Source organism: Myxococcus sp. AB036A (genome assembly GCF_006547355.1).
In the GTDB taxonomy this organism is placed as follows: Bacteria; Myxococcota; Myxococcia; order Myxococcales; family Myxococcaceae; genus Myxococcus; species Myxococcus virescens.
This window is the reverse complement of the sequence record NZ_VHLC01000045.1, coordinates 40,592-62,132: the sequence shown is the minus strand read 5'-3', so window position 1 is coordinate 62,132 and position 21,541 is coordinate 40,592. Positions and strand designations below refer to the sequence as shown.

At 69.6% G+C, this 21,541-nt stretch carries 21 protein-coding genes; 14 read left to right on the top strand and 7 right to left on the bottom strand.

Annotated elements, in window-relative coordinates:
* Positions 1-83 precede the first annotated feature (83 nt).
* The 3 genes from FL344_RS19570 to FL344_RS19560 form a co-directional block, all read right to left on the bottom strand.
* The gene (locus FL344_RS19570; protein WP_011557312.1) at positions 84-959 is read right to left on the bottom strand and encodes a tryptophan 2,3-dioxygenase; all 876 of its coding nucleotides are present in this window, start codon (positions 957-959) and stop codon (positions 84-86) included.
* 129 nt (positions 960-1,088) lie between these two features.
* The gene (locus FL344_RS19565) at positions 1,089-1,625 is read right to left on the bottom strand and encodes a cell wall protein (RefSeq protein ID WP_141619583.1); all 537 of its coding nucleotides are present in this window, start codon (positions 1,623-1,625) and stop codon (positions 1,089-1,091) included.
* 198 nt (positions 1,626-1,823) lie between these two features.
* Positions 1,824-2,381: a hemerythrin domain-containing protein gene (locus FL344_RS19560; protein ID WP_141619582.1), complete on the bottom strand. Its 558-nt coding sequence runs from the start codon at positions 2,379-2,381 to the stop codon at positions 1,824-1,826.
* 124 nt (positions 2,382-2,505) lie between these two features.
* Here FL344_RS19560 and FL344_RS19555 point away from each other — a divergent pair, with 124 nt between their 5' ends.
* The 4 genes from FL344_RS19555 (at position 2,506) to FL344_RS19540 (ending at position 7,205) form a co-directional block, all read left to right on the top strand.
* On the top strand, positions 2,506-3,228 hold the full coding sequence (locus FL344_RS19555; RefSeq protein ID WP_141619581.1) for a lysophospholipid acyltransferase family protein: 723 nt from the start codon (positions 2,506-2,508) through the stop codon (positions 3,226-3,228).
* The gene (locus tag FL344_RS19550; RefSeq protein ID WP_194863166.1) at positions 3,221-4,102 is read left to right on the top strand and encodes an alpha/beta fold hydrolase; all 882 of its coding nucleotides are present in this window, start codon (positions 3,221-3,223) and stop codon (positions 4,100-4,102) included. The genes FL344_RS19555 and FL344_RS19550 overlap by 8 nt, the downstream gene beginning before the upstream one ends.
* Positions 4,103-4,117: 15 nt before the next feature.
* Entirely contained in the window at positions 4,118-5,056 is a 939-nt protein-coding gene (locus FL344_RS19545; protein WP_141619580.1) for a proline dehydrogenase family protein, read from the top strand.
* A 355-nt stretch (positions 5,057-5,411) separates the two neighbouring features.
* Complete coding sequence (locus FL344_RS19540; protein ID WP_141619579.1) at positions 5,412-7,205, top strand: glycoside hydrolase family 15 protein; 1,794 nt, start codon at positions 5,412-5,414, stop codon at positions 7,203-7,205.
* A gap of 134 nt (positions 7,206-7,339) precedes the next feature.
* Here the strand turns inward: FL344_RS19540 and FL344_RS19535 are convergent, their stop codons facing one another.
* The 3 genes from FL344_RS19535 to FL344_RS19525 all read right to left on the bottom strand — a co-directional run bounded on the left by FL344_RS19535 (position 7,340) and on the right by FL344_RS19525 (position 9,212).
* Entirely contained in the window at positions 7,340-7,897 is a 558-nt protein-coding gene (locus FL344_RS19535; RefSeq protein WP_171445032.1) for a hypothetical protein, read from the bottom strand.
* A 267-nt stretch (positions 7,898-8,164) separates the two neighbouring features.
* The gene (locus tag FL344_RS19530; RefSeq protein ID WP_216612114.1) at positions 8,165-8,779 is read right to left on the bottom strand and encodes a DUF2378 family protein; all 615 of its coding nucleotides are present in this window, start codon (positions 8,777-8,779) and stop codon (positions 8,165-8,167) included.
* A gap of 115 nt (positions 8,780-8,894) precedes the next feature.
* Positions 8,895-9,212 (bottom strand): DUF3817 domain-containing protein, encoded by a 318-nt coding sequence (locus tag FL344_RS19525; protein ID WP_140870138.1) that lies wholly within the window; start codon positions 9,210-9,212, stop codon positions 8,895-8,897.
* 1,030 nt (positions 9,213-10,242) lie between these two features.
* Here FL344_RS19525 and FL344_RS19520 point away from each other — a divergent pair.
* A complete protein-coding gene (locus FL344_RS19520) occupies positions 10,243-10,629 on the top strand; it encodes a hypothetical protein (RefSeq protein ID WP_228565193.1) in 387 nt (128 codons plus the stop codon).
* Positions 10,630-10,633: 4 nt separating this feature from the next.
* Here the strand turns inward: FL344_RS19520 and FL344_RS19515 are convergent, their stop codons facing one another.
* Positions 10,634-11,254, bottom strand: coding sequence for a molybdenum cofactor guanylyltransferase (locus FL344_RS19515; protein ID WP_141619576.1), 621 nt, complete (start codon positions 11,252-11,254; stop codon positions 10,634-10,636).
* Positions 11,255-11,380: 126 nt separating this feature from the next.
* Here FL344_RS19515 and glp point away from each other — a divergent pair, with 126 nt between their 5' ends.
* From glp to epsV, 9 genes are all read left to right on the top strand, one after another.
* Complete coding sequence (glp, locus tag FL344_RS19510; protein WP_141619575.1) at positions 11,381-12,631, top strand: gephyrin-like molybdotransferase Glp; 1,251 nt, start codon at positions 11,381-11,383, stop codon at positions 12,629-12,631.
* Complete coding sequence (gene fdhD / locus FL344_RS19505; protein WP_141619574.1) at positions 12,628-14,019, top strand: formate dehydrogenase accessory sulfurtransferase FdhD; 1,392 nt, start codon at positions 12,628-12,630, stop codon at positions 14,017-14,019. The genes glp and fdhD overlap by 4 nt, the downstream gene beginning before the upstream one ends.
* A 326-nt stretch (positions 14,020-14,345) precedes the next feature.
* Positions 14,346-15,830 (top strand): exopolysaccharide biosynthesis polyisoprenyl-phosphate hexose-1-phosphate transferase EpsZ, encoded by a 1,485-nt coding sequence (gene epsZ, locus FL344_RS19500; RefSeq protein WP_141588540.1) that lies wholly within the window; start codon positions 14,346-14,348, stop codon positions 15,828-15,830.
* 111 nt (positions 15,831-15,941) lie between these two features.
* Entirely contained in the window at positions 15,942-17,477 is a 1,536-nt protein-coding gene (wzx, locus tag FL344_RS19495) for an exopolysaccharide biosynthesis flippase (RefSeq protein ID WP_141619573.1), read from the top strand.
* Positions 17,478-17,494: 17 nt separating this feature from the next.
* Entirely contained in the window at positions 17,495-18,133 is a 639-nt protein-coding gene (gene epsY, locus FL344_RS19490) for an exopolysaccharide export protein EpsY (RefSeq protein WP_194863165.1), read from the top strand.
* 3 nt (positions 18,134-18,136) lie between these two features.
* On the top strand, positions 18,137-19,387 hold the full coding sequence (epsX, locus tag FL344_RS19485) for an exopolysaccharide export protein EpsX (protein WP_141619571.1): 1,251 nt from the start codon (positions 18,137-18,139) through the stop codon (positions 19,385-19,387).
* A gap of 11 nt (positions 19,388-19,398) precedes the next feature.
* On the top strand, positions 19,399-19,575 hold the full coding sequence (locus tag FL344_RS38560; protein ID WP_011557330.1) for a hypothetical protein: 177 nt from the start codon (positions 19,399-19,401) through the stop codon (positions 19,573-19,575).
* Positions 19,576-19,601: 26 nt separating this feature from the next.
* Positions 19,602-20,006, top strand: a complete 405-nt coding sequence (gene epsW, locus FL344_RS19480; protein ID WP_090491206.1) for an exopolysaccharide biosynthesis response regulator EpsW — start codon at positions 19,602-19,604, stop codon at positions 20,004-20,006.
* A complete protein-coding gene (epsV, locus tag FL344_RS19475) occupies positions 20,003-21,526 on the top strand; it encodes a PCP family exopolysaccharide biosynthesis protein EpsV (RefSeq protein ID WP_141619570.1) in 1,524 nt (507 codons plus the stop codon). Before epsW ends, epsV begins: the two co-directional genes overlap by 4 nt.
* Positions 21,527-21,541 lie beyond the last annotated feature (15 nt).

Here is a 21,541-nt window from a genome sequence, read left to right as displayed (position 1 = left end):
AGACAGTCGTCATTCCCTCCTCGGAGCCGTACCGGAATGGACGGCCCCGGGAGGCGCTGGACTGTCTTCAGCCGAGCGAACGTTCAGGGCCGGTGGCGCGGAGGAGGCGGCGTCAGCTCCGTGCGCACGTCCCACAGCTCCGGGAAGAAGCGCAGGTCCAACGCCTTGCGCAGGAAGCCCACGCCCGAGGAGCCGCCCGTGCCCTGCTTGAAGCCGATGATGCGCATCACCGTCATCATGTGGCGGTAGCGCCAGAGCTGGAAACGCTCCTCGGTGTCCACCAGCTTCTCGCACATCTCATACGCATCCCAGTGCGCCTCGGCGTCCTGGTAGATGCGCCGGAACACCTCCACCACCTCCGGGCTCTTCTCGTAGGGCTTGCGCCAGTCACGCTGCACGTGGCTCTGCGGCACCGGATGCCCCATGCGCGACAGGTGGCGCAGGAACTCGTCATACAGGCTGGGGGATTCGAACAGCCGCTCCAACTCGCCGTGGATGGCGGGGACGTGGCGGAAGGGCATCAACGCCTGCGCGTCCTTGTTGCCCAGCAGGAACTCCACCGCACGGTACTGGAAGCTCTGGAAGCCAGAGGAGCTACCCAGCGTGTCGCGGAACTCCAGGTACTCGTTCGGCGTGAGCGTCTCCAACACGCTCCACTGTTCGAAGAGCATCCGTTGGATGTGCGCCACGCGCGCGAAAATCTTGAACGACGGCTCCAGCCGGTCCGCCTGCACGTAACGGATGCAGGCGCCCAGCTCGTGGATGAGCAGCTTCATCCACAGCTCGCTCGTCTGATGCTGGATGATGAACAACAGCTCGTCGTGGTGAGGCGGCTGAGAGCGCGTCACCTGCGCCGACAAGAGCCGGTCGAGCTGCAGATAATCACCGTACGTGGTCCTTCCGGCCAGGTCGGTGATGATTCCAGGCTCCAAATCGCGTTTGTTCATGGGCCCGGGCATTCATGCTCGTGCAAGCCCCCACGGGCAAGTCTCTCCCGCATGGGCGGACCCCGATTCCTCTCTCGACAACAGAGCGGGACGACGGGGGCGCGGTCACTCTCTGCCCGGGCCGGGGCAGCGTGCCGCTGGCTAGCCTGCGTGCCCAGCCTGAGCGGCAGCCGCCAACGCCTTGGACGCGGCGCGTCCACGCGGCAGCTTGATGTCGTCCACGCTGTCCGGGTCGGCGTAGTCCTTCCAGTCGCTCGGGCGGCGGTTGGTCTTCTCCAGCATGCGGAGCTTCTGGTAGTGGGCCGCGCAGTAGCCCTTGGTGCGGCTGGGCTTGCCGCAGCCGATGATGGCGCACGCGCGCGAGCCGTCAGCACCCGCCGCCGCCGGCTTGCGGCCACGACGCTTGCCACCCGCGGCCGCGGGAGCCGCCGTCACGGAGCTGCGCGCCGCGGGAGGGCGACCCGGGCCACGACGGCCGGCCTTGGCGGCCGCGGGAATCTGGGCGCCGAACAGGGGCCCGACGACCTCGGCCAGCGGGGCCAGCCGCTCGGCCACGTTGCGGAGCGCGTCCAAGTCCGCCGTGCCCTCCTCCAGCCGCGCGACCACGTCACGCAGCGGCTTGAGCTGGACCTCGATTTCATTGCGGATCATGTCGCGAAACGCTTTATCCACGGACATTCGTTGAATCCTCACCTGGGGAACGACAAGAGTAATGCAGTACTAGGGGGGGCTGATGCTCGATGCTTGTGATGCTGCCCATACCCTTACCTTCCAAAAAAGGTTTTGTCTAAAGGAAGAGATAAAAGTTGTGACTGAGCAACGGACCATTCGCCCCGTTGTCGCAGGTCTCACCTGTTTCCCGGCGGCAGCCGTGGCCTAGCCGTCCCAGTACAGGGACTCCAGCAGGGGGGCCTCCCCCGCCACCTGGGACACCTGGGGGCGTGACAGCAGCTCGTCCCAAGTGGCCGATAAATCACGACGCAGGTCGTCCAACGACAGGGAATCCAGGGCAGTCATGAGCTGCGGCAGTCGTGCATTCTCCTCTTCTTGGAAATGAGCCACCGCCAGGTCTTCCAGCGTCAACAGACGCGCCTGCCACTCGGAATGGCCCGAGGGCAGCTCTTCCAGCTCAGCCATCAGCTCACGCATCGTGAGATGGTCTTCCGTCTGCTCACGACAAGACTCGCGGCCCTCCACCCCAGCCATCACCGGGTAGAGGCAACGCTCCTCCAGTCGTGAGTGAAGCCTCAGCAATGCCAGCAGCTCCGCCGTCAATCCCCTCAGCTCATCGGGTTCCACACCCGATGCCAGACGCTCGAGACGCTCTTCCAGTTCCCGATGCTGGTCGATGAGGATGTCGAACGGGCTGCCCATGCCGGAACGTTCGCCATGCACCTGGAAGCAGACAACCTGAGCATGCCTGCGAGCTGACATTACTCAAACTCCTACGAACCCCCACTGTCCGGGCCCCCGCCGGCTCAGGGGCGCCCGGCTGCCCGGCGGCCAGGAGGAGGGCGCCGTCGGCAGGGGACGCCACGCATCCCCATGTTTTTCCAGCATGGATGCCCCGCTCGCCAGCCTGCGCCGGGCCGTATTCCGCCTCGCCGAGCAGGGCGCGGCGCTGTCGGCCCTGTACCACCGGGCGCGGCTGCTGGGCTGCGAGCACCTGCCATTGAAAGGCCCGGTGCTGCTGGTGGGGAACCACGGCGTCTGGGGTTATGAGACACCTGCCTTCTTTCATCTGATCCACCAGGGCACCGGCCGCTATCCATTGGGCCTGACGGAACGGGGGTTCTTCCGCATCCCGTTGATCCGCACGGTGTTGCCATGGCTGGGCGGCGTGGAGGGGACGCGGGAGAACGCCATGACGGCGCTTCGGGCGGGCTCACTGGTCGTCTGCTATCCGGGGGGCGCGTGGGAGACCTTCAAGCACAGCCACGGGCGCTACCGGCTGCGCTGGGAGCAGTCGCTGGGCTTCGCGCGGCTGGCGGCCCGCGCTGGCGTGCCGGTGGTGCCCTTCGCCGGACAGGGGGTGGATGACACCTTCCGGTGGCCCCCGGGCGAGGAACGCCTGCGCGTGCGCCTGACGAACGATGACAAATACCGGATGCCGTTGGTGATGGGCATTGGGCCCCTCCCCTGGCCCGTGCGGCTCACCTTCCACCTGGGGACGCCTCACGCCCCGCCGCCTCCGGATGCCAGTGAATCCCGCCTCCAGACCTTCCGGGACACCGTGGCCGCCAGCGTGCGGCGGCTCCTGACGAGGCATTCCCATGCGTGAAGCCCTGTCATCCCGCCCGGGGAGACATCCCCACGGCCCGCCGCTCGTCCCGGATGTGGACGACATCCAGCAGGGCTATGCCCACCTGCCTTGTGAACGCCGCCCCGTGCGAGGCACACCGGTACGCCTGTTCACCTTTCCAGAGGGCAACACGGACGAATCACGCACCGTGGTGTGTCTTCCGGGGCTGGGGGCCAGTGGCCGTTCCTTCGCGCCCATGGAGCCACTGACGGACGCGCTGAGGCTGCTGCTCTGGACGCCGCCCCTGCGCACCCCCGCCACCCACACCCCGCTCTTGTGGAACCTGGCGGTGCTGGACCACGCGGAGGCCCTGCTGCCGGGGCGCTTCGCCCTGCTGGGGTCGTCCTACGGCAGCCTGCTGGCCATGGCCTATGCCCTGGCCCACCCGGAGCGGGTGAAGGCGCTGGTGCTGGTGTCACCGGTGGCCAGCGTGCACCGCATCCGCCGGCTGGCCCTGACGCTGTCCACCCTGGTGCGCGCGCCCCGGCCCCTGGCGTACCTGCTGGCGCCCACCGTGGCCCGGGTGCTGGGAGGCCAGCGGTTGCCGCCGGAGGGCCGGGCCGAAATCGTGCGCGAGGCCCGGCGCCTGTCCCCGGTGGAGCTGCTGCGCCGGCTGCGGGACATCCTGGCCACGGACCTGATGCCCCGGCTCCATGAGCTCCAGGTGCCCACGCTCGTCATCCAGGGCGGCCAGGACTTGCTGGTGCCGCCCCGCGCCGCCCGCGACGTGGCCCGGCACATTCCCGGAGCCCGGCTGGCGCTCATCCGGGGCGCCAGCCACCTGCCCTACATGAGCCACCCCGATGCCTTCAACACGCTGGCCGGGGACTTCCTCCGGCAGCACCTGGACTGAGCCGCCACCCACACCATGACCACCGACGCCACCCACCTGCCCCGCTCCGCCCTGCTGTTCCTGGCCCGCCGCCCTGGACTGGAGAGCGCCGCCATGCGCCTGCGCCCCTTCCGGCGGCTGGCCTCGCGCTTCATCGCCGGAGAGACGCTGGAAGAGGCCGTAGACGCCGTGAAGGCGCTGTCCGCGCACGGGCTCATGGCGTCGTTCGACCACCTCAACGAGGCCGTCCAGACGCCCGAGGAGACGCGGGAGGAGGTGCGCCAGTACCAGCGGCTGCTGGCCCGCATCGACGCGGTGGGCGTGCGGGCCAACGTGTCGCTGAAGCTCACCCAGTGCGGGCTGCTGTTCGATGAAGCCCTGGCCCTGGAGAACGCGCGCACGGTGGTGGCCGAGGCCGCGGCCCGCGACTCCTTCGTGCGCATCGACATGGAGGACAGCTCGGTGACGCAGGTGACGCTGGACATCGTGCGACAGCTGCGCGCGGAGTTCGGCGAGCCCCATGTCGGCGCCGTGTTGCAAAGCGCCTTGCGGCGCACGGAGCAGGACGCGAAGGAAGTGTGCGCACAGCGCATCCGCATCCGTCTCTGCAAGGGTGCCTATCTGGAGAAGCCCGACGTGGCCTTCCCAGACAAGCGGGACGTGGATGCCAGCTTCGTTCGCACCATGCGGGTGCTGCTGGACAGCGGCATGTATCACGGCATCGCCACGCATGATGAACGGATGATTGAAGCGACACTGGACCACGCGGCGAAGCGCGGACTGCCGCGCGGCGCCTTCGAGTTCCAGATGCTGTACGGCATCCGCAGGGACTTGCAGGAGCGACTCGTGAGGGAGGGTCACCCGGTACGCATCTACGTGCCATACGGACGGCACTGGTACCCGTACTTCATGCGCCGGCTGGCCGAGCGCCCCGCCAATCTGACCTTCCTTCTGCGCAACCTGGTACGTGGGTAGGAAGCAGTACGCGCCTCCCCGCCTGGCGCGCGGGGCCGCCGCGAGGCCCGCATGCGGGTGAAACATGCGGATGAAACACCAGACCGCGCCCCCCCTCGGGAACCCCGCGCGGAGGACCAACGCCAATCGAGAATGGCCGGCCCGCATGGACAGTCATGTCCGGGCAACCCCATACCGGGAGTGGTTCGCGCGCCGCGGCATTCCCTGTTCATGCCCCATGTCTTGTCGCATGGCGTCGATGCGTCGCGAGCGGGCGGCTGCCCCCTCCTCCGCCATCCGCGGGGCCCGTGGACGGCCCGCCGCTCCGGGTGCTCCTGGAGGGACACGCCGCGGGAGGCGTCCCTAGCTTTCCCGCATGGCGCTGCCCATCGAAGCCCATGCCCTCATTGGAGACACGCACAGCGCCGCGCTGGTGGCGAATGACGGCGCCGTCGACTGGCTGTGCTGGCCGCGCTTCGACTCGGACGCGTGCTTCGCGGCGCTGCTGGGTGAGCCGCGGCATGGCTTCTGGCGCATCGCCCCCACCGTGCCCGTGCGGCGCGTCCACCGCCGCTACGTGCGCGACACGCTGGTACTGGAGACGGAGTTCCACACCGACGCCGGCACCGTGCGCCTGTGCGACTTCATGCCGCTGCGCGAGGACACGCCGCAGTTGATTCGCATCGTGGAGGCCCGCACCGGACAGGTGCCGCTCCACCTGGAGTTCGCCCCCTGCTTCGGCTACGGCGACCGCACGCCCTGGGCCCGCCTGATTCCGGGAGGCGTCAGCACCAAGGCCGGCCCGGACGCGCTCTACCTGTCCACCGAGCTGCCGCTGCGTCTGGAGCACAGCCATGTGCTCGCGGACTTCGCCGTGCCGGAAGGGCAGCGCCTGGCCTTCGTCCTGTCCTGGCATCCTTCGCACCTGCCTCCGCCCCGGCAGCCGCCGGACCCCTTCCTCACGCGCGCGGACACGGAGCGGTGGTGGCGCGCCTGGGCGCGCCGCTGCATCCATGAGAGCCCCTGGCGCGCGCAGGTGCTGCGCTCGCTCATCACCCTCAAGGCGCTCACCTACTCCCCCACCGGCGGCGTGGTCGCCGCGCCCACCACGTCCCTGCCGGAGCGGATGGGCGGCGTGCGCAACTGGGACTACCGCTACTGCTGGCTGCGGGATGCCACGCTGACGCTGCTGACCCTGCTGGACGCCGGCTACACCCAGGAAGCCCAGGCCTGGCGGGACTGGCTGCTGCGCGCGGTGGCCGGAGAGCCCGACGAGCTCCAAATCCTCTACGGCGTGGCCGGAGAGCGCCGCGTCACCGAGTTGGAGCTGCCGTGGCTGCCGGGCTTTGCGAGCTCGCGCCCGGTGCGCATCGGCAACGCCGCCGTGGGCCAGTTCCAGTTGGACGTCTTCGGCGAGATTGCCGACTGCCTCTACCACGCGCTCCGTCACGGCGTCTGCTCGGACGCCGAGGCCTGGGACGTGAGCGTGCACCTGCTGCGCTTCGTGGAGCGCCACTGGGACCAGCCCGACGAGGGCATCTGGGAGGTGCGCGGCGGGCGACAGCAGTTCACCCACTCCAAGGTCATGGCCTGGGTGGCCATGGACCGGATGGTGAAGACGGCGGACCTGCGCGGCATGCGCGGCGCGCAGGTGGAGCACTGGAAGGCGCTGCGGGCGCAGATGCACGCGGACATCTGCGCGCGGGGCTACGACGCGCGCCGCAACACCTTCACCCAGGCCTTTGGCAGCCAGGCCCTGGACGCCAGCCTGCTGTTGATTCCCATGGTGGGCTTCCTCCCACCCGACGACGTCCGCGTGCGCGGCACCGTGGAGGCCATCCGCCGCGAGCTGTGCCACGACGGACTGGTGCGCCGCTACCACACGCACGAGACGCGGGACGGCCTCCCTCCGGGCGAAGGCGTCTTCCTGGCGTGCAGCTTCTGGCTGGCGGACGCGCTGGCGCTGATGGGCCGCAAGGACGAGGCGCGCGCGCTGTTCGAGCGCCTGCTGGGCCTGTGCAACGACGTGGGCCTGCTGTCCGAGGAATACGACCCGGTGGCCCACAAGATGGTGGGCAACTTCCCGCAGGCCTTCAGCCACCTCGCGCTGGTGGGCACCGCGCTGAACCTGTCGCGCGAGGGCGGCCCCGTTCAGCAGCGGAGCCACTGACGGCGGCGGCCCGGGCCCTTGGCTGGAAATGAAGCGGGCCCCGGCACGCGGTGGGCGCAGCGTCCCACCTCGTCCGAGGCCCCTGATGCACCACACGCACGTCCACGTCCTCGAGAGACGCGGAGGAGCGGAGACTAGAAGTAGCCGCCGATGGTGGAGGCGACGCTGAAGTTCACCTCCACGTCATTGCCCAGGCCGAAGGCCAGGCGCGGGCCACCGCCCACGAAGAAGTGCGGCGTCACGTGGAAGAGGAAGGGCGCGTAGCCTTCCAGGATGACGGTGACGTCGGCGGGGAGCGCCGAGTTGGCGAAGGGCAGGATGTCGTCGCCGATGTACAGCGACACCTGGCCCTTGGGCCACACGGAGATGCGGTCGGAGAGCGGGATGTTGTAGCCGACGCGCGCGTTCAGGCCGAAGGCGGCAATCGTGTCACCGCTGCCGAAGAGCGCGCGGACCTGGAGGCCGCTACCGACGGACAGGTTCTTCTTGAGGAAGTAGTCCGCGCCGGGCTCCAGGAAGATGTAGCCGACGCCGCTGCCCTGCGTGGAGTAACCCAGGCTCGCGGAGGCATCCGTGCTGATGACGAACTGCCCCTCCGAACCGAAGCTCCCCGACGACTCCTGAGCGCCAGCGCTCACCGACACCATGACGCCCGCCACTGCGGCCAGGTTCTTCCAGTTGTTTGCCTTCATGAGACGTCCCTCCGTTGCGTAGGCCCGGCGCACATGTCCGGGCGCTCGGCGCCCACTTCTAGCCAATGGGCGCGGAGGAACATCATTTATTTCGTCATGGTTGTGAACAGTCGCGTCGATGTCATGCGTGGATCAGCCGCGTGACAGAGAGCCCACCACGATTCATCCAGCAGATGTGTACGGGCCAGCACTGGCAGTGGCCCATTCTCGCGAGGCGAGAAACCGCGGCACGTACCGCGGCCTACTGCATCCGCGACACGCAGCAGGTCACGAGTCCCAGGACAGCGTGTACTCGCTGTCCAGCAGGGACGTCTGTCCGCCACGCACCTGGATGTCCTGGGCGCCCACGGCCAGCAGCGCGCCTTCGAGCATGCCCTCGTTGTAGGCCACGGGGGTGAAGATGCGGCGCATGTGGATGCGGCCCGAGCGCGGGCCCGTCCACGCCACCTGCAGCTCTCCGAAGTTGATGGCCATGCGGTAGGCCTCGGGGAGCATCTCCACGAGGCGCTTGGGCTCGCCGCCCACCTGCTGCCGGACCTCGGCGCCGAACATGGAGTTGATGAAGGCCAGCGTGCCCTGGACGCCGAGCTGCCGCATGGCCTCCTCGACGCCGCCGAGCTGCGGTGCCAGCAGCCGGGCCGCGGAGAAGAACACGCGCATGAAGGGCGGGACGGGGTAGAGCTCGGTGGTGTCCAGGTCGGCGGGGTAGTCACCGCCCTGCTGGATGGGAGCCACCGCCTGCTCACCGCCGAGGAAACGCACGGTGTCGAGGACGGCCGCGAAGTGCATGCCGCGAATGCCCTCGGACGCTTCCACGAGCGCGAGCCGCGAGCTCAGCTCGCGCTCCACATCCTCTGGCGTGTCCCACTTGCCGCGCTCCATGCTGACCTCCCGTCGGAGAACGCGCGAGATGCTGGCACAGCTTGGCCGCCCGCGCGAACTCCGGGCGGCCTTGGTGCGGAGCGTCCCACCTGTCACGTCCGGTGCGCGACGTGGCTCAGGGTGCGGGCTCGACGGCCGGCTCGGCCGCTTCACGGCGCAGGCGCGCTTCGAAGACGAAGGTGCCGAAGGGAAGCAGCGACGCGAAGACGCCGCCCACCACGCGCACGAAGGACCAGCGGTAGGTGATGGCCGCCTCCATGAGCGCGAAGAGGTAGAGCACGAAGAGCAGGCCGTGGACCCAGCCGGTGAACTTCACGGCCTGCGGCATGCCCGCGGCGTACTTCAAAGGCATGGCGATGAAGAAGAGCGCGATGACGGACAGGCCCTCCGCGAGGGCCACGGCACGGAAACGTCCAAGAGGGGTCTTCAGCATGAGGTTCTCCCCCGCCTGTTTCCCACTCCCGGCCGCGGTGGTCCATGAGTCATGGTGACGCAGGGGGTGCTGCCTGGTTGCTTGCTCTCGGAGCGTAGTACGTTGGCGCGATTCGACGTCGAAGGGCATTGCCGGGGGAGGCACCATGAAGCACGGCTACCGCGAGGGCTGCCTGCTCCTGATGGCGCTAGGCATCGCTTGTTCGAGCGGGCGCAGCCACTACACGCATGCGGAGGTGCCCAAGCTCGGAGGCGAGGACGCGTTTCCCGTGGCACCAGGGCCCTGGCCTCAAGTGCCTGCGGTGTTCTCGGATTCGGCCACCGTTCCAGACGACCTGGTCATCCCCACCCTCACTGCGTTGATGGCGCTCCCCGGAAGCACCGGCGCATGCGATGCAAGCACTGGCCGCCCTCGTCCGGATGCCGCAGAGTATTGCGTTGCCCTCTACCGAACGCCGGAGGACTGGAGGGTGTCCTGGCCGCTTCGAAACGTGGCGAACGCATCCGGGACCTGCCAGCCACCGTGGGGTGGGGTCGATGATGCGGATTTCGGACGAGAACTCCCTATCTTTGGGTACGCGCACAACCATCCCTGTGGCTCCGGAATCAGTAGTCAGGACCTCTCGGTGTGGCCTCTTGCGAAATCCGGCGAGGGTGTTTGGATCATGGTCGCCTATGGAACAACGCCCTCGGGGAAGCTGGCTCGTGACTCAAGAGGCCAGCTGATTCCTGCGTGGGGTTGGCTCGCCACGGGGCAACGCGACGCGCCTCTCTTCTACAAATGGAATCAGCAGGGGCAGGTCTACCAATGGGATGAGGGAGGAAAGCACTGGCGGTTTCATGCGAACTGCCAACCTGGGCGGCCCAGCACGTTCCGGCCCCAAGGAGTCCCGCCTGACTGCACTCCAGCGCTACGCCACTAGCAGGGCCCAAGGTGCCACATGCTGAGCCCCCACCACCTCATCGTACTCGTCTCATTGCTCGCGGACGGGGGAGCCCTTCCCGGACTCGCCCGTGATGCAGGAGCAGACGTGGGGACGACTTCGCCCCGTCCCCATCTGGCGCCATCGCGCGCCGACGCAGGCACTGTGCCCACCCAGCCGGCCGCCATCCCCTGGCCTGAAACGGAGCTGGAGCCTCTTGGAACGTTGGATGGTCCGGCGGTCCTGGCCGCTCACGCAGCGCTTCAAGAAGTCCTGAAGCGCTTTCCGAAGACCTCCACGAAGTCGTGTGCCTTCTCACCCCGCGCCCTGGAGTTCGTCGTTGGCTACCAGTCCGGGTGGTACTTCGTCCGGGTCAACCGCCGGGTCGACAAGTGCCCGGAGTTCGGCCCAGGTGTGACGCTGGAATACGACTGGTTCGAGCTGTATGCCGTCTCTCCAGAGGGACGCGTGGAGCGCTACCCCCACATGCCTTGAACCCTCACCCCCGCCACGACGGCAGCGCCACACCGTAGCGCGACAGGTCCTCGGGGGTGTTCACGTTCGCCAGGGAGCGGAGTGACGGATCCACCGCGCGCAGCACGGCCTCGGACAACAGCCGCGTGCGCACTCCGGACAACAGCTCCCGCATCGACGGATCCGTCGCCAGTGCCGCCCCCCACGCCGGGGCCAGCGCCGACCGGTACGCCGCGAGCAACGGCTCCAGCCTGCCCCGCGCCTCGAAGCACACCGCGTCCACGCCGTCATCCCGCGCGCCCAGCAACACCCGCAGGACCTCCGTCGTGATGAACGGCATGTCGCACGCCACCGCCACCACCCAGGGCGTGCGCGCGGCCACCAGCGCCGCATGAACACCGCCAGGCGCTCCCTTGCCTGGCACCACGTCCGCCACCGTGCGCAACCCGAAGCGTGCATAGGGCCCGGGCACGTTCGCCACCAGCAAGACGTCCTTGAAGCACGGGGCCAGCGCCAGGAGCCGCTCCAGCACCGTGCGCCCCTCCACTTCCAACAGCCCCTTGGGCACGCCAGACAGGCGCCGGCCCTGCCCTCCCGCGAGGATGGCCAGCGTCACCTCCGGGAACTCCGTGCGGATCCGCTCCATGCTCGTGCCCCGTTCGCGCGCCTGCCGCGGCCACTTTATCTGTCCGCCCACGCACGCCCCCAGACGAAGTGGCCCTTGCCCCCGTGGACACAGCGGGCGCTCCACGACATAGGCTGCGGCGCTTCCATGCCCCTCACGCCCCTCGACTCCGCCCGGCAAGCCGCGCTCGACGCCATCGCCCCGGCGGTACCTGAGCGCGTGCCGCTCCTCGATGCCCAGGGCCGGTTCCTCGCCACCCCCGTCACGGCCTCCCGCTCGCTGCCCGGCTGTGACAACTCAGCCATGGACGGCTGGGCCGTGCACGCCGAGGAGACCCAGGGCGCCTCCCGCGACCGGCCCGCGCGCCTGCGCGTCACCAGCACCATCTTCGCCGGCGCCCTCCCCTCCACGCCCCTCCGGCCTGGAGAAGCCGCGCGCGTCTTCACCGGCGCGCCCCTGCCCCCCGGCGCAGACGCCATCGTCCGCCAGGAGGCCGCACGCGCCGCCGAGGACGGCGCCTGCGTGGACGTCTTCATCACCGTGCCGCCCGGCAACGACATCCGCCGCACCGGAGAGGAAGTCCTCACCGGCACCCCCCTCTTCGACGCGGGCCAGCGCGTGGGCGCCGCCGTGCTCGGCGTGCTCGCGTCCATGGGCGCCACGGACGTCTGGGTGCGCCCCGCGCCGCGCGTCGCCGTGCTCGCCACCGGCGATGAGCTCGTCCCTCCTGGCACGCCGGCCCTGCCCCACCAGGTGTACGAGAGCAACCTCGTCCTCGTGGCCGCGCTCGCCCGCGAGGCCGGCGCGGATGTCCGCCAGCTCGACCGCGCCCGCGATGACGAGAGCGCCCTGCGCGATGCGCTCTCGCGACTGGCCCCGCAGGTGGATGTCCTCATCACCACTGGAGGCGCCTCCGTGGGCGACAAGGACCTGGTGAAGCGCGTGCTCGCCACGCTCGGCGCCCGCTTCTTCGTGGACGGCGTCGCGCTCAAGCCCGGCAAGCCCGTGGCCGTGGCCCGGCTGGGTGACACCTCCGTCGTCGTGCTGCCCGGCAATCCCGGCGCGGCCACCGTGGCGTTCGACCAGTTCGCGCGCCTGCTCCTGCTCAAGCACCAAGGTGTGCTGGAGACGCGCCGCCGCGTCCGCGCCCACCTCTCCGAAGCACGCCGCAAGCAGGCGGGCCTCACCTACCTCATCACCACCACCCTGGAAGCCCGGGACGGCCTCGCTCCGCGCGCCGTGCTCCGCCCCCAGGGCGCCGGGCAGATCCTCCAGAACGTCCACGGCGAGGGCTGGGCCCTCCTCCCACCGGGCCGCGCGGACTTCGCCGAAGACGACCTCGTCGACGTCGAGCTCTTCGACCGGCCCACCTTCACCCCCGTGGGCGCACTGGCATGAGCCGCGTCCCCGCGCTCAGCGTGGTGGGCTGGTCCGGCGCCGGCAAGACGACGCTGCTCACCCGGCTCGTTCCCGAGCTCGCCGCGCGAGGCCTGCGCGTGGCCGTGGTGAAGCACTCCTCCGACGCCCATCCGCTGCACCGGCCCGGCAGCGACACCGCCCGCTACCAGGACGCGGGCGCCGTGCTCACCGGCTTCACCACGCCCGCGGGTGTCCAGCTCACAACGGCCACTGCCCTCTCGGACGCGCTTCCATCGCTGCTCGAGCGCTCCGCGGGCGCCGTGGAGCTGGTGCTCGTCGAAGGCTGGAAGGACGGCCCCCTCCCCAAGCTGGAGGTGTGGCGGGAGGGCCTGGGCCCGCCGCTGGCGCCCTCGCGCCCGGAGGTCCTCGCGGTGCTCTCCTCCGAGCCCGCACTCCCCACGGACTTCCCACCCGGCCTGCGCGTGCTGCACCCCGACGACGTGCGCGCCGTGGCGGACCTCATCCTGGCCCACCTGCGCCCGAGGCGCCCCGCGCCCCTGCCCCCCGTGGATGCGCGCGGCGTCACGCGCCGCTTCGTCCAGCGGTGGAACGGCGCCACGCTGCTCCCGGCCCAGGAGGACGACATCGCGGTGGAGGAGCCTCTGGAGATTCGCGTCAGCGGAGACTCGGTGGCCACCACCATGCGCACGCCAGGACATGACCGCGAGTTGGCCACCGGCTTCCTCTTCGCCGAGGGCATCCTCCAGAGCGTGGACGACCTGGGCGGGCTGGCACACTGCGGACGGCCCGGCGAGGAGGGCTTCGGCAACGTCATCGAAGTCACCCCCGCCCCCGGCGCCTTCCTCGACGTGGAGCGCGTGAGCACCGCCCGCCGGGGCACCCTCACCACCTCCGCCTGTGGCGTGTGCGGCCGGCGCAGCGTGGATGACCTGCTCGCCGTGTGCCCGGCCCTGCCGCCCGGCCCGGTGCTCCACCCCGACGCCGTGGCCCGCGCCACCGAGCGCCTGCGCGACGTGCAGCGCAACTTCGCCCGCACCGGAGGCGTCCACGCCGCCGCCGTGCTCGACGCCGACGGCCACCTCCTGGCCGCCCATGAGGACGTGGGCCGCCACAACGCCGTGGACAAGGTGGTCGGGACGCTGGTGCTGGCCGGCACCGTGCGGGGCCCCCGGGCCCCCCGCCTCCCGCTGACGCGTCAGCCCGCGGTGCTCGCCGTCAGTGGACGCGTCAGCTTTGAGATCGTCCAGAAAGCCGCCATGGCCCGCATTCCCATCGTCGCGGGCGTCTCCGCCGCCAGCTCCCTCGCAGTGGATCTGGCCCTGCGTTCGGGCATGACGCTGGCCGCGTTCGCCCGGAACGAGCGCTTCAACGTCTACACCGGGCCCGAACGCCTGTCGCAGGTGTAACCTCTTGAAACCCCAGGCATCCTTCCAGGGCGCCCCCGGCGACTGGCATCATCCGTGCCTTCGCGTCAGAGCGGCACCGTAAATGCAAAGAAACCGTGACGAAGGAAACGCGGGGAGCCGCGGTGAAGCACAATGTGTTGGCGACGCTCGGTGAACTCGAACCTGGGTAGGGCGATCGCAAGATTTCACCTGCGGTCACGTCTTAGTGACGCGGCAGGGGTTGCACCTCGCCGCGATATCAGGCAAAACTGGTTTCCTTCCGACTTGAACATTTATAGCCTCAACGGCGACCTCTGCTTCAACTGCACGAAAGTGAGCAGAGGGGGGTGGACACGATGAGCGGCGCAACGGCAAGTGCGGCGGTGGTCGGTGCTCCTGGGTCGGCCAACGCTCAGGGACAAGCAATTGAAGAGGTGCAGGGGCCGCCCAAGCTGGCCCCAGGGTTCGCGGCGAAGCTGAACCTCACGGTGGACCTCGTGCTGCTGTCGTCGGTGCTGGTGGGCTCGGCGTGGCTGAGCGGCGAGCTGTCGGCGGAGTCCGGTTGGAAGGTGTCTGGGCTGGTGCTCGCGGCGTGGGTGGTGTGGATTGTGACGGGCACCGCGCTGTGCCTGTACGACTCGCGCTTCGCCGAGCGCAGCAAGCTGGACCACGTGGCGCTGGTGTCGGTGACGACGCTGGCGGTGGTGACGGTGCTGACGCTGGGCAGCGTGGCGATGCCGGCGGTGGTGACGTCGCCGGTGGTGGGCCCGCTGCTGTTCATCTTCTGGCCGGTGACGCTGCTCCTGCGCCTGTTCGTCTTCCGCCCGGTGGCCTCGCAGGAGCGCCCCATGGACGCGGTGCTCATCGTGGGCACGGGCGCCATGGGCCGCTACACCGGTGAGGACCTGGCCAACCGGGGCCGCCGGCAGATTCTGGGCTACGTGCGTTTCCACGACGACAACGGCTCCGTGGGAGAGCTGCCCGGCCCGGTCATGGGTTCGGTGGACGACCTGGAGCACATCCTCCGCAACACCGCGGTGGATGAGGTGTACATCGCCGGCAACACGCTGAAGCAGGGCGAGTCCATGCAGGCGGCCATCAAGCTGGCCGAGCGCTTCGGCGTGCCCTTCGCGCTGCCCGCGCACAGCTTCCGCCTGGACCGCGCCCGCCCGGTGGAGCGCCGCGCGGTGGCGGACGGCTTCCTGCACTTCGCGGCGGTGAGCCCCAAGCCGCACCAGATGGCGATGAAGCGCCTGTTCGACATCTGCGTGTCCGCTGCGGCGCTGTGGGCGCTGCTGCCGCTGCTGGGCATGGTGGCGCTGGCGGTGAAGTTCACCTCCAAGGGCCCCATCTTCTTCAAGCAGCTGCGCGTGGGGCAGAACGGCAAGCCCTTCTACATGCTGAAGTTCCGCTCCATGGTGGTGAACGCCGAGGAGCTGAAGGAGAAGCTGGCCGCGCTCAACGAGCAGACGGGCCCCGTCTTCAAGATGAAGCACGACCCGCGCATCACCGGCATCGGCCGCTTCATCCGCAAGTTCTCCATTGATGAGCTGCCCCAGTTCATCAACGTGCTGCGCGGGGAGATGAGCATCGTCGGGCCGCGCCCGCCGGTGCCCACCGAGGTGGCGAAGTACGAGACGTGGCAGCGCCGCCGCCTGTCGGTGCGTCCTGGACTCACCTGCATCTGGCAGGTGTCAGGACGGAACCAGATCTCCTTCGAGGAGTGGATGTACCTGGACATGCAGTACATCGACCACTGGAGCCTGACGAGCGACCTGCGCCTGCTGCTGCAGACGGTGCCGGTGGTGCTCACGGGCCGCGGCGCCAGCTAGCAAGCCTTCAGGCAACCCAACCTTTGCGGGGGCGGCATTGACGTGCCGCCCCCGCTCGTTTTCTATGCACCCGGGCAGTCCTGGCCGGCGCCGGGTCCGCACGCTCCCACCGTGAACAGTCCCAGCCATTCCATTTCGCAGGACGCGGGCGAGCGCGAGCGCTCGCATGAGGCGATGGGCGCGGTGCGCAACGGGCTCCAACTCGGTGGCTCGCTGCTGGCCACGTACGCCATCGCCATGGGCGTGCGCTTCCTGCTGCCGGCCCACCTGGGACCGGAGAGCTTCGGGCGCTTCAACTACGCCGACAGCTTCTCCGCCGTCTTCTTCATCGCCACCCACCTGGGCCTGGAGATGTACATCCGCAAGGAGGTGTCGCGCCGGCCCGAGCACGCCAGCGACTTCTTCGGCAGCACGCTGCTGCTGCGGCTGGGCCTCACCGCAGCGCTGATGGGCGCCATGGCGCTGGTGATGGCCCACTTCGATGAGCCGCCCGAGGTGCGCCAGCTCGTCTACGTCTTCGCGCTGGCCCAGTCGCTCATCATCATCAACGCCTCCGTGGCCGCGCTGCTGCACGCCAAGGGCAAGGTGGCGGGGCTGTCCGTCTCCAACATCGTCACCAAGCTGGTGTGGGGCGGAGGCCTGCTGGCCGTCGCCGTGGCGGGCCTGCCGCTGCCGTGGCTGGCGGTGCCGCTGGTGGCGTCGGAAGCCGTGAAGCTGGGCGTGGGCTGGTACCTGGCCCGCGAACACATGGGCCTCACCTTCAAGGTGGACGTGCCGGCCACGCTGAAGGTGCTCAAGGCCAGCCTGCCCTTCTTCATCACCGGCGCGGCGCTTGCGGCCAACGGGCGCCTGGACGTGATGATTCTGGGCATGGTCTCCAGCCACGAAGAGGTGGGCTGGTATGGCGCGGCGTGGAACATCGCGGGCCTCACCTTCTTCCTCAACCCGGTGTTCGGCTGGGTGCTGATGCCGCTGGCGTCCCGTGCGGCCGAGCGCTCCGAGGCGGAGCTGACGAACCTGACGCGCCGCTCGCTGGAGGGCACGCTGGCCGTCACCGTGCCCATGATGATGCTCATCGTCCTGGGCGCTCCGCTGTGGGTGGGGCTGATGGGCGGCGCGTTCTCCGAATCCGCCATGCCGCTGCGGCTGATGTCGCCGCTGTTCGTGCTGGCCTTCGTGACGATGAACGCCGGCCTGTGGCTGACCATGACGAACCGCGAGTGGTGGGTGACCATCACCAGCGTCATTGGCAGCGTGGTGCTGATCCCCCTGCTCAACCTGCTGCTGATTCCGCTGATGCTCTCGGCGCTGGGCAACGGCGGCGGCGCGGCGGGCACGGCGCTGTCCATGCTGCTCATGGAAATCTGCGTCACCATCAGCCTGCTGGGGCGCATGGGCAAGGCGGCCTTCGACGCGCGCCTGGTGTCCATGATGGCCAAGACGGCCGTCATCTGCGTGGCCATCGCCGTGCTGGACCAGACGCTGCTGGCCTCCCTGAACCCGTGGGTGCGCATCACCGTGGAGGCCGTGCTGTACATCGTCGCGGTGCTGGTCACCGGCGCGGTGCGCCCCGGCGAGGTGCTCCAGGTGGTGCGCATCGCCCGCCGCCGTGGAAACCCCGCCCCCGAGGCCGCGCCCACCCCGTGAGGAGAATTCCGCCGCTCATGCCGTCCACGCACCGCCAGCCGCCTTCCGCCCCGCGCCATCCCTGGCGCTCGTTCGCCTGCGCCGCGCTGCTGCTGCTCGCGCCCGCTTGCCGGGGCCTGGGCAAGTACACCTGGGTGGATGACTACCAGGAGAAGCCGCCCCCGGTGGACTCGGCGTACCGCATCGCCGCGGGCGACCTGCTCAACATCCGCGTGTGGAACCAGGAGTCGCTCACCACGCAGGCCCGCGTGCGCGAGGACGGCCGCATCAGCCTGCTCTTCCTGGACGACGTGGAGGCCGCCGGTCACACGCCGGCCATGCTGTCGCAGCAAATCCAGACGCGGCTGAAGGACTACATCAACCACCCCGTCGTCACCGTCGCGCTGGAGATGGCGCGCCCCATCAAGGTGACCATGGTGGGCGAGGTCAACCGCATCGGTCCGCTGGAAATCGACCCGGGCGCCAGCCTGCTGCAGGCCCTGGCCGGCGCGGGCGGCTTCACCGAGTACGCCCACAAGGACCGCATCTTCGTCATGCGCCAGGAAGAGGGCGCCGCGCCCGAGCGCATCCGCTTCCGCTACGACGACCTCATCCACGCCGAGGGGCGCGCGCCCACCTTCCGCCTGCGCCCCGGTGACGTGGTGGTGGTGGAATAACCCGTGCTGGGGACGGTCCTCACCGTCGCGTTGCTGGAGGTGTCCTCCGCCTCCGTCAGCTACGCCACGGCCGCGCGCGTCGACTCGCGCCTGCGCTCCAACGAGGACCCCGCCCCCGAGGCCCCCCGTGTCGCGGGCGACACCGACGTCACCCCGCTCCTGGGCCTGGAGATTCGCGACGGCAACGCCGCGCTCCAGGTGGAGTACGCCCCGCGCATCAGCCTGCGCGAAGTCACCGCCCGCGCGCGCACCGAAATCCAGCACATGGGCCGCCTGGCCGGCCTGTGGCGCCCCGAGCGCGGCCTGTCCCTGCGCCTGTCGGAGGAGCTGGTGCTGGGCAGCGTCAACCTCCTCACCACGGACCTGGGCTCCCTGCCCGGCGGCACACCGGGCACGGACCCCGACGGGCCGCAGCGGCCTCCCGGAAGCGGCGGGCCCCTGCAGCCCCTGCCCCAGGCGGACACCGTCTACTTCCTCTCCTCCGCGACGACGCTGACGGCGGACACCGGCTGGCTGGGGCGGCGGTGGAACCTCACCGGCTCCGGCGGCTTCTCCATCAGCGGCGGCCTGGACGGGCCCGCCCGCGAAGCGGTGCCCATGCAGTATGGCCCGCGCGCGGACGTGTCCCTCAGCCATGCGCTGTCACCCCTGAGCGCCATCACCACCTCCGTGGCCTTCAACTACGCGCGCTTCTCCACCGGGGCGAACAACACCATCGTCACGCTGCGGGAGGCCTGGGGGCACCGGGTGGACAGGCGCACCTCCCTGGAGGCCGGAGCGGGCGTGAGCGTGGTGCACGCCATCCCCGTGCCCCCCGGCGAAGGCGAGCCCGAGCCCGGCCCGCTGGACGCGCCCCGGACGGAGCTGCTCCCCAACCTGAATGTCGGGGTGAGCCACCGGATTCCCTCGCGCACCGCGGACTTCAACGGCCGGGCGGACCTGCGGCTCGTCCCCTTCACGGACCGGCTCACGGCGCGCGTCTACCCTCGGGCGGACCTGACGCTGACGGGGACCTGGGCCCTGGGGCCCCGCGTGCGCGTGTCCGCCATTGGCGGCGGCGCCGCGGCCGTGGGCGGAAGTAGTGGGGACAGCATCCTTTCCGGAGGCTTCACTGGTTCCTGGATTCTCACACGGTGGGTGTCCGTGGATACCGACCTCCGCGGGACGTGGAGCCGCTCGCCCGAACTGCCGGCGGCCCGGCTGACGTGGGCCGCGACGCTGGGCCTCTCCGTGCGGCAAACTGGTATTCTCTGAGGGCTGGCGCCATGGCGAAGCTCATCTTGATGTCCGTCCTCATCCTCACCATCGCCCTGCCAGCCAAGGCGGCGAGGGATCCGCATCCGATGCGGGGGCTGAAGAAGGCCATCCTCTGGTTCGTCCTCTTCAACGCGGCATACACGTATGGCGTCCTCGTCTGGGTGCCACGGCTCGGGTTCGGCTGAGCGAGTTTCAGAAAGGTTGACGACGGATGGAGTCCGACCTGCACACGGTCCTCTTGGTGGAGGACGCCCCCTTCTTCCGGAAGATGCTGGGCGACTACCTGCGGGACATGGGGTTCAAGGAGGTCGTGGAGCTGCCCAGTGGCCGCGCCGCGCTCAAGCACCTGGAGACGGCCGCGCGTCCTGACCTCGTGTGTCTGGACCTGACGCTGCCGGACATCTCCGGCTATGACCTCTGCGAGCACATCCGCCGCTCGGCGACGATGGCGGACGTGCCCGTGCTGGTGGTGAGCGCCCGGGACTTGCCGGAGGACAAGGCGCACGCCGAGGAGGCCGGCGCCAACGGCTACCTGGGCAAGCCCTTCACCCAGGAGGAGTTCACCCGGCGGGTGCAGTCGCTCCTCAAGAGCACTGGGGCCAGGAGGGCGCCGTGACGGTCCCCGCGCCCGGGGCTCCCGGGCCGCGCCCCCAGTTGGTGCCGCCGCGGCCCGCGTTCACTCCGGAGCGCCCGGAGACGAACGCGCCCGCGGACCTCATCGACTGGGGCTTCGCCATCGACGCGGTCTTCTTCTTGAAGAACGCGGTAATGCGGCACTGGTTCCTCGCCCTGATGGTGATGGGCGCGGTGTCCGCCATGGCGGTGGGCGTCAGCAAAATCATGCCGCGCAAGTACCGCGTGGAGACGCGGATGCTGACGCAGCGCAACTTCATCATCTCCTCGCTGGCCAACCCTGGGCGCTCCATCCCCGTGGACGCGGACCAGCCCACGCGCGCCGCGTGGGAGATGGTGATGAAGCACGACAACCTCAAGTCCATCGTCGCGCAGGCGAAGCTGGTGGAGTACTGGGAGCTGCAGCGCTCGCCGCTGAACCGGCTGAAGGAGAAGGTGCTGCGCAAGCCGCCGGTGGCCATGTCGGACGACGACAAGCGCGACGCGCTCACCGCCATGCTGGAGCAGGCGATGATTGTCGGCGTGGAGGGCGGCACGGGCACCGTCTCCATCGGCGTGGAGTGGACCGACCCGCAGCTGGCGCTCAACATCGTGCAGGCCGCGCAGCAGAACTTCCTCGACATGCGCCAGGCGGCGGAGATGGGCGCGGTGCAGGAGGCCATCACCATCCTAGAGAAGCAGGTGGTGGAGGAGGCCGCGGGCATCCAGCAGGCCATTGGCCAGCTCAACGCGGCGGTGAAGCGCGTGGAGGCCCGGCAGAAGAAGGAGGAGGAGAAGAAGGGACGGCGGGGCGGTGCCGCGGCCGCGGCCAACGCCGCGCTGGGCATCAACACCGACCACCTGCTGGCGCAGATGCGCTTCATGATTCAGACGAAGCGCCGGGCCATTGGCGACGTGGAGGACTTCCGCTCGCGGCGGCTGACGGAGCTGCGCAACCAGCTGTCCGAGCAGCGCGTCATCTATTCGCCGCAGCACCCCATCATCACCGACCTGGAGCAGCGCATCTCCTCGCTCCAGGAGGATTCGCCGCAGTTGATTGCGCTGCGCTCGGAGATGACGGAGCTCATCAACGAGTACGTGCGCAACGGCGGTGACCCGGGTGAGCTGGAGTCCGGGCTGGCGACGGCGGCCATGGGCGGCGCGACGTTCGGCGGGCCGGCCACGTCGGATGACCCGGAGGTGTCGGTGGCGGCGGACCGGGTGCGCATGCTGGTGATGCGGCACCAGGAGAAGATGCGGCGGTTGGACCAGGCGCGCACGGAGCTGGAGATTTCCCGCGCGTCCATGAAGCACCGCTTCAGCGTGCTTTCGCCGCCCACCTTCCCGGAGCGGCCATCCAAGCCGAAGGTGAAGCTCATCGTCGCCGCGGGCGTGGTGGGCGGAATCGGCATGGGCATCTTCGCGGCGCTGGCGCTGGACATCATCCGCCGGCGCATTCTGGAGAAGTGGCAGGTCGAGCGGATTCTGAAGCTACCCGTGCTGGCGGAGCTGGAGCGGCGCTGAACAGCGCGCTCGGGG

Coding starts and splice junctions, on each gene's coding strand:
- FL344_RS19550 (WP_194863166.1), top strand. CDS start 3,221: ATGCGTGAAGCCCTGTCATCCCGCCCGGGGAGACATCCCCACGGCCCG.
- FL344_RS19545 (WP_141619580.1), top strand. CDS start 4,118: ATGACCACCGACGCCACCCACCTGCCCCGCTCCGCCCTGCTGTTCCTG.
- FL344_RS38560 (WP_011557330.1), top strand. CDS start 19,399: ATGGCGAAGCTCATCTTGATGTCCGTCCTCATCCTCACCATCGCCCTG.
- FL344_RS19570 (WP_011557312.1), bottom strand. CDS start 959: ATGCCCGGGCCCATGAACAAACGCGATTTGGAGCCTGGAATCATCACC.
- fdhD (WP_141619574.1), top strand. CDS start 12,628: ATGAGCCGCGTCCCCGCGCTCAGCGTGGTGGGCTGGTCCGGCGCCGGC.
- FL344_RS19565 (WP_141619583.1), bottom strand. CDS start 1,625: ATGTCCGTGGATAAAGCGTTTCGCGACATGATCCGCAATGAAATCGAG.
- FL344_RS19555 (WP_141619581.1), top strand. CDS start 2,506: ATGGATGCCCCGCTCGCCAGCCTGCGCCGGGCCGTATTCCGCCTCGCC.
- FL344_RS19540 (WP_141619579.1), top strand. CDS start 5,412: ATGGCGCTGCCCATCGAAGCCCATGCCCTCATTGGAGACACGCACAGC.
- FL344_RS19530 (WP_216612114.1), bottom strand. CDS start 8,779: ATGGAGCGCGGCAAGTGGGACACGCCAGAGGATGTGGAGCGCGAGCTG.
- epsW (WP_090491206.1), top strand. CDS start 19,602: ATGGAGTCCGACCTGCACACGGTCCTCTTGGTGGAGGACGCCCCCTTC.
- FL344_RS19525 (WP_140870138.1), bottom strand. CDS start 9,212: ATGCTGAAGACCCCTCTTGGACGTTTCCGTGCCGTGGCCCTCGCGGAG.
- FL344_RS19515 (WP_141619576.1), bottom strand. CDS start 11,254: ATGGAGCGGATCCGCACGGAGTTCCCGGAGGTGACGCTGGCCATCCTC.
- glp (WP_141619575.1), top strand. CDS start 11,381: ATGCCCCTCACGCCCCTCGACTCCGCCCGGCAAGCCGCGCTCGACGCC.
- FL344_RS19560 (WP_141619582.1), bottom strand. CDS start 2,381: ATGTCAGCTCGCAGGCATGCTCAGGTTGTCTGCTTCCAGGTGCATGGC.
- epsY (WP_194863165.1), top strand. CDS start 17,495: ATGCCGTCCACGCACCGCCAGCCGCCTTCCGCCCCGCGCCATCCCTGG.
- FL344_RS19535 (WP_171445032.1), bottom strand. CDS start 7,897: ATGAAGGCAAACAACTGGAAGAACCTGGCCGCAGTGGCGGGCGTCATG.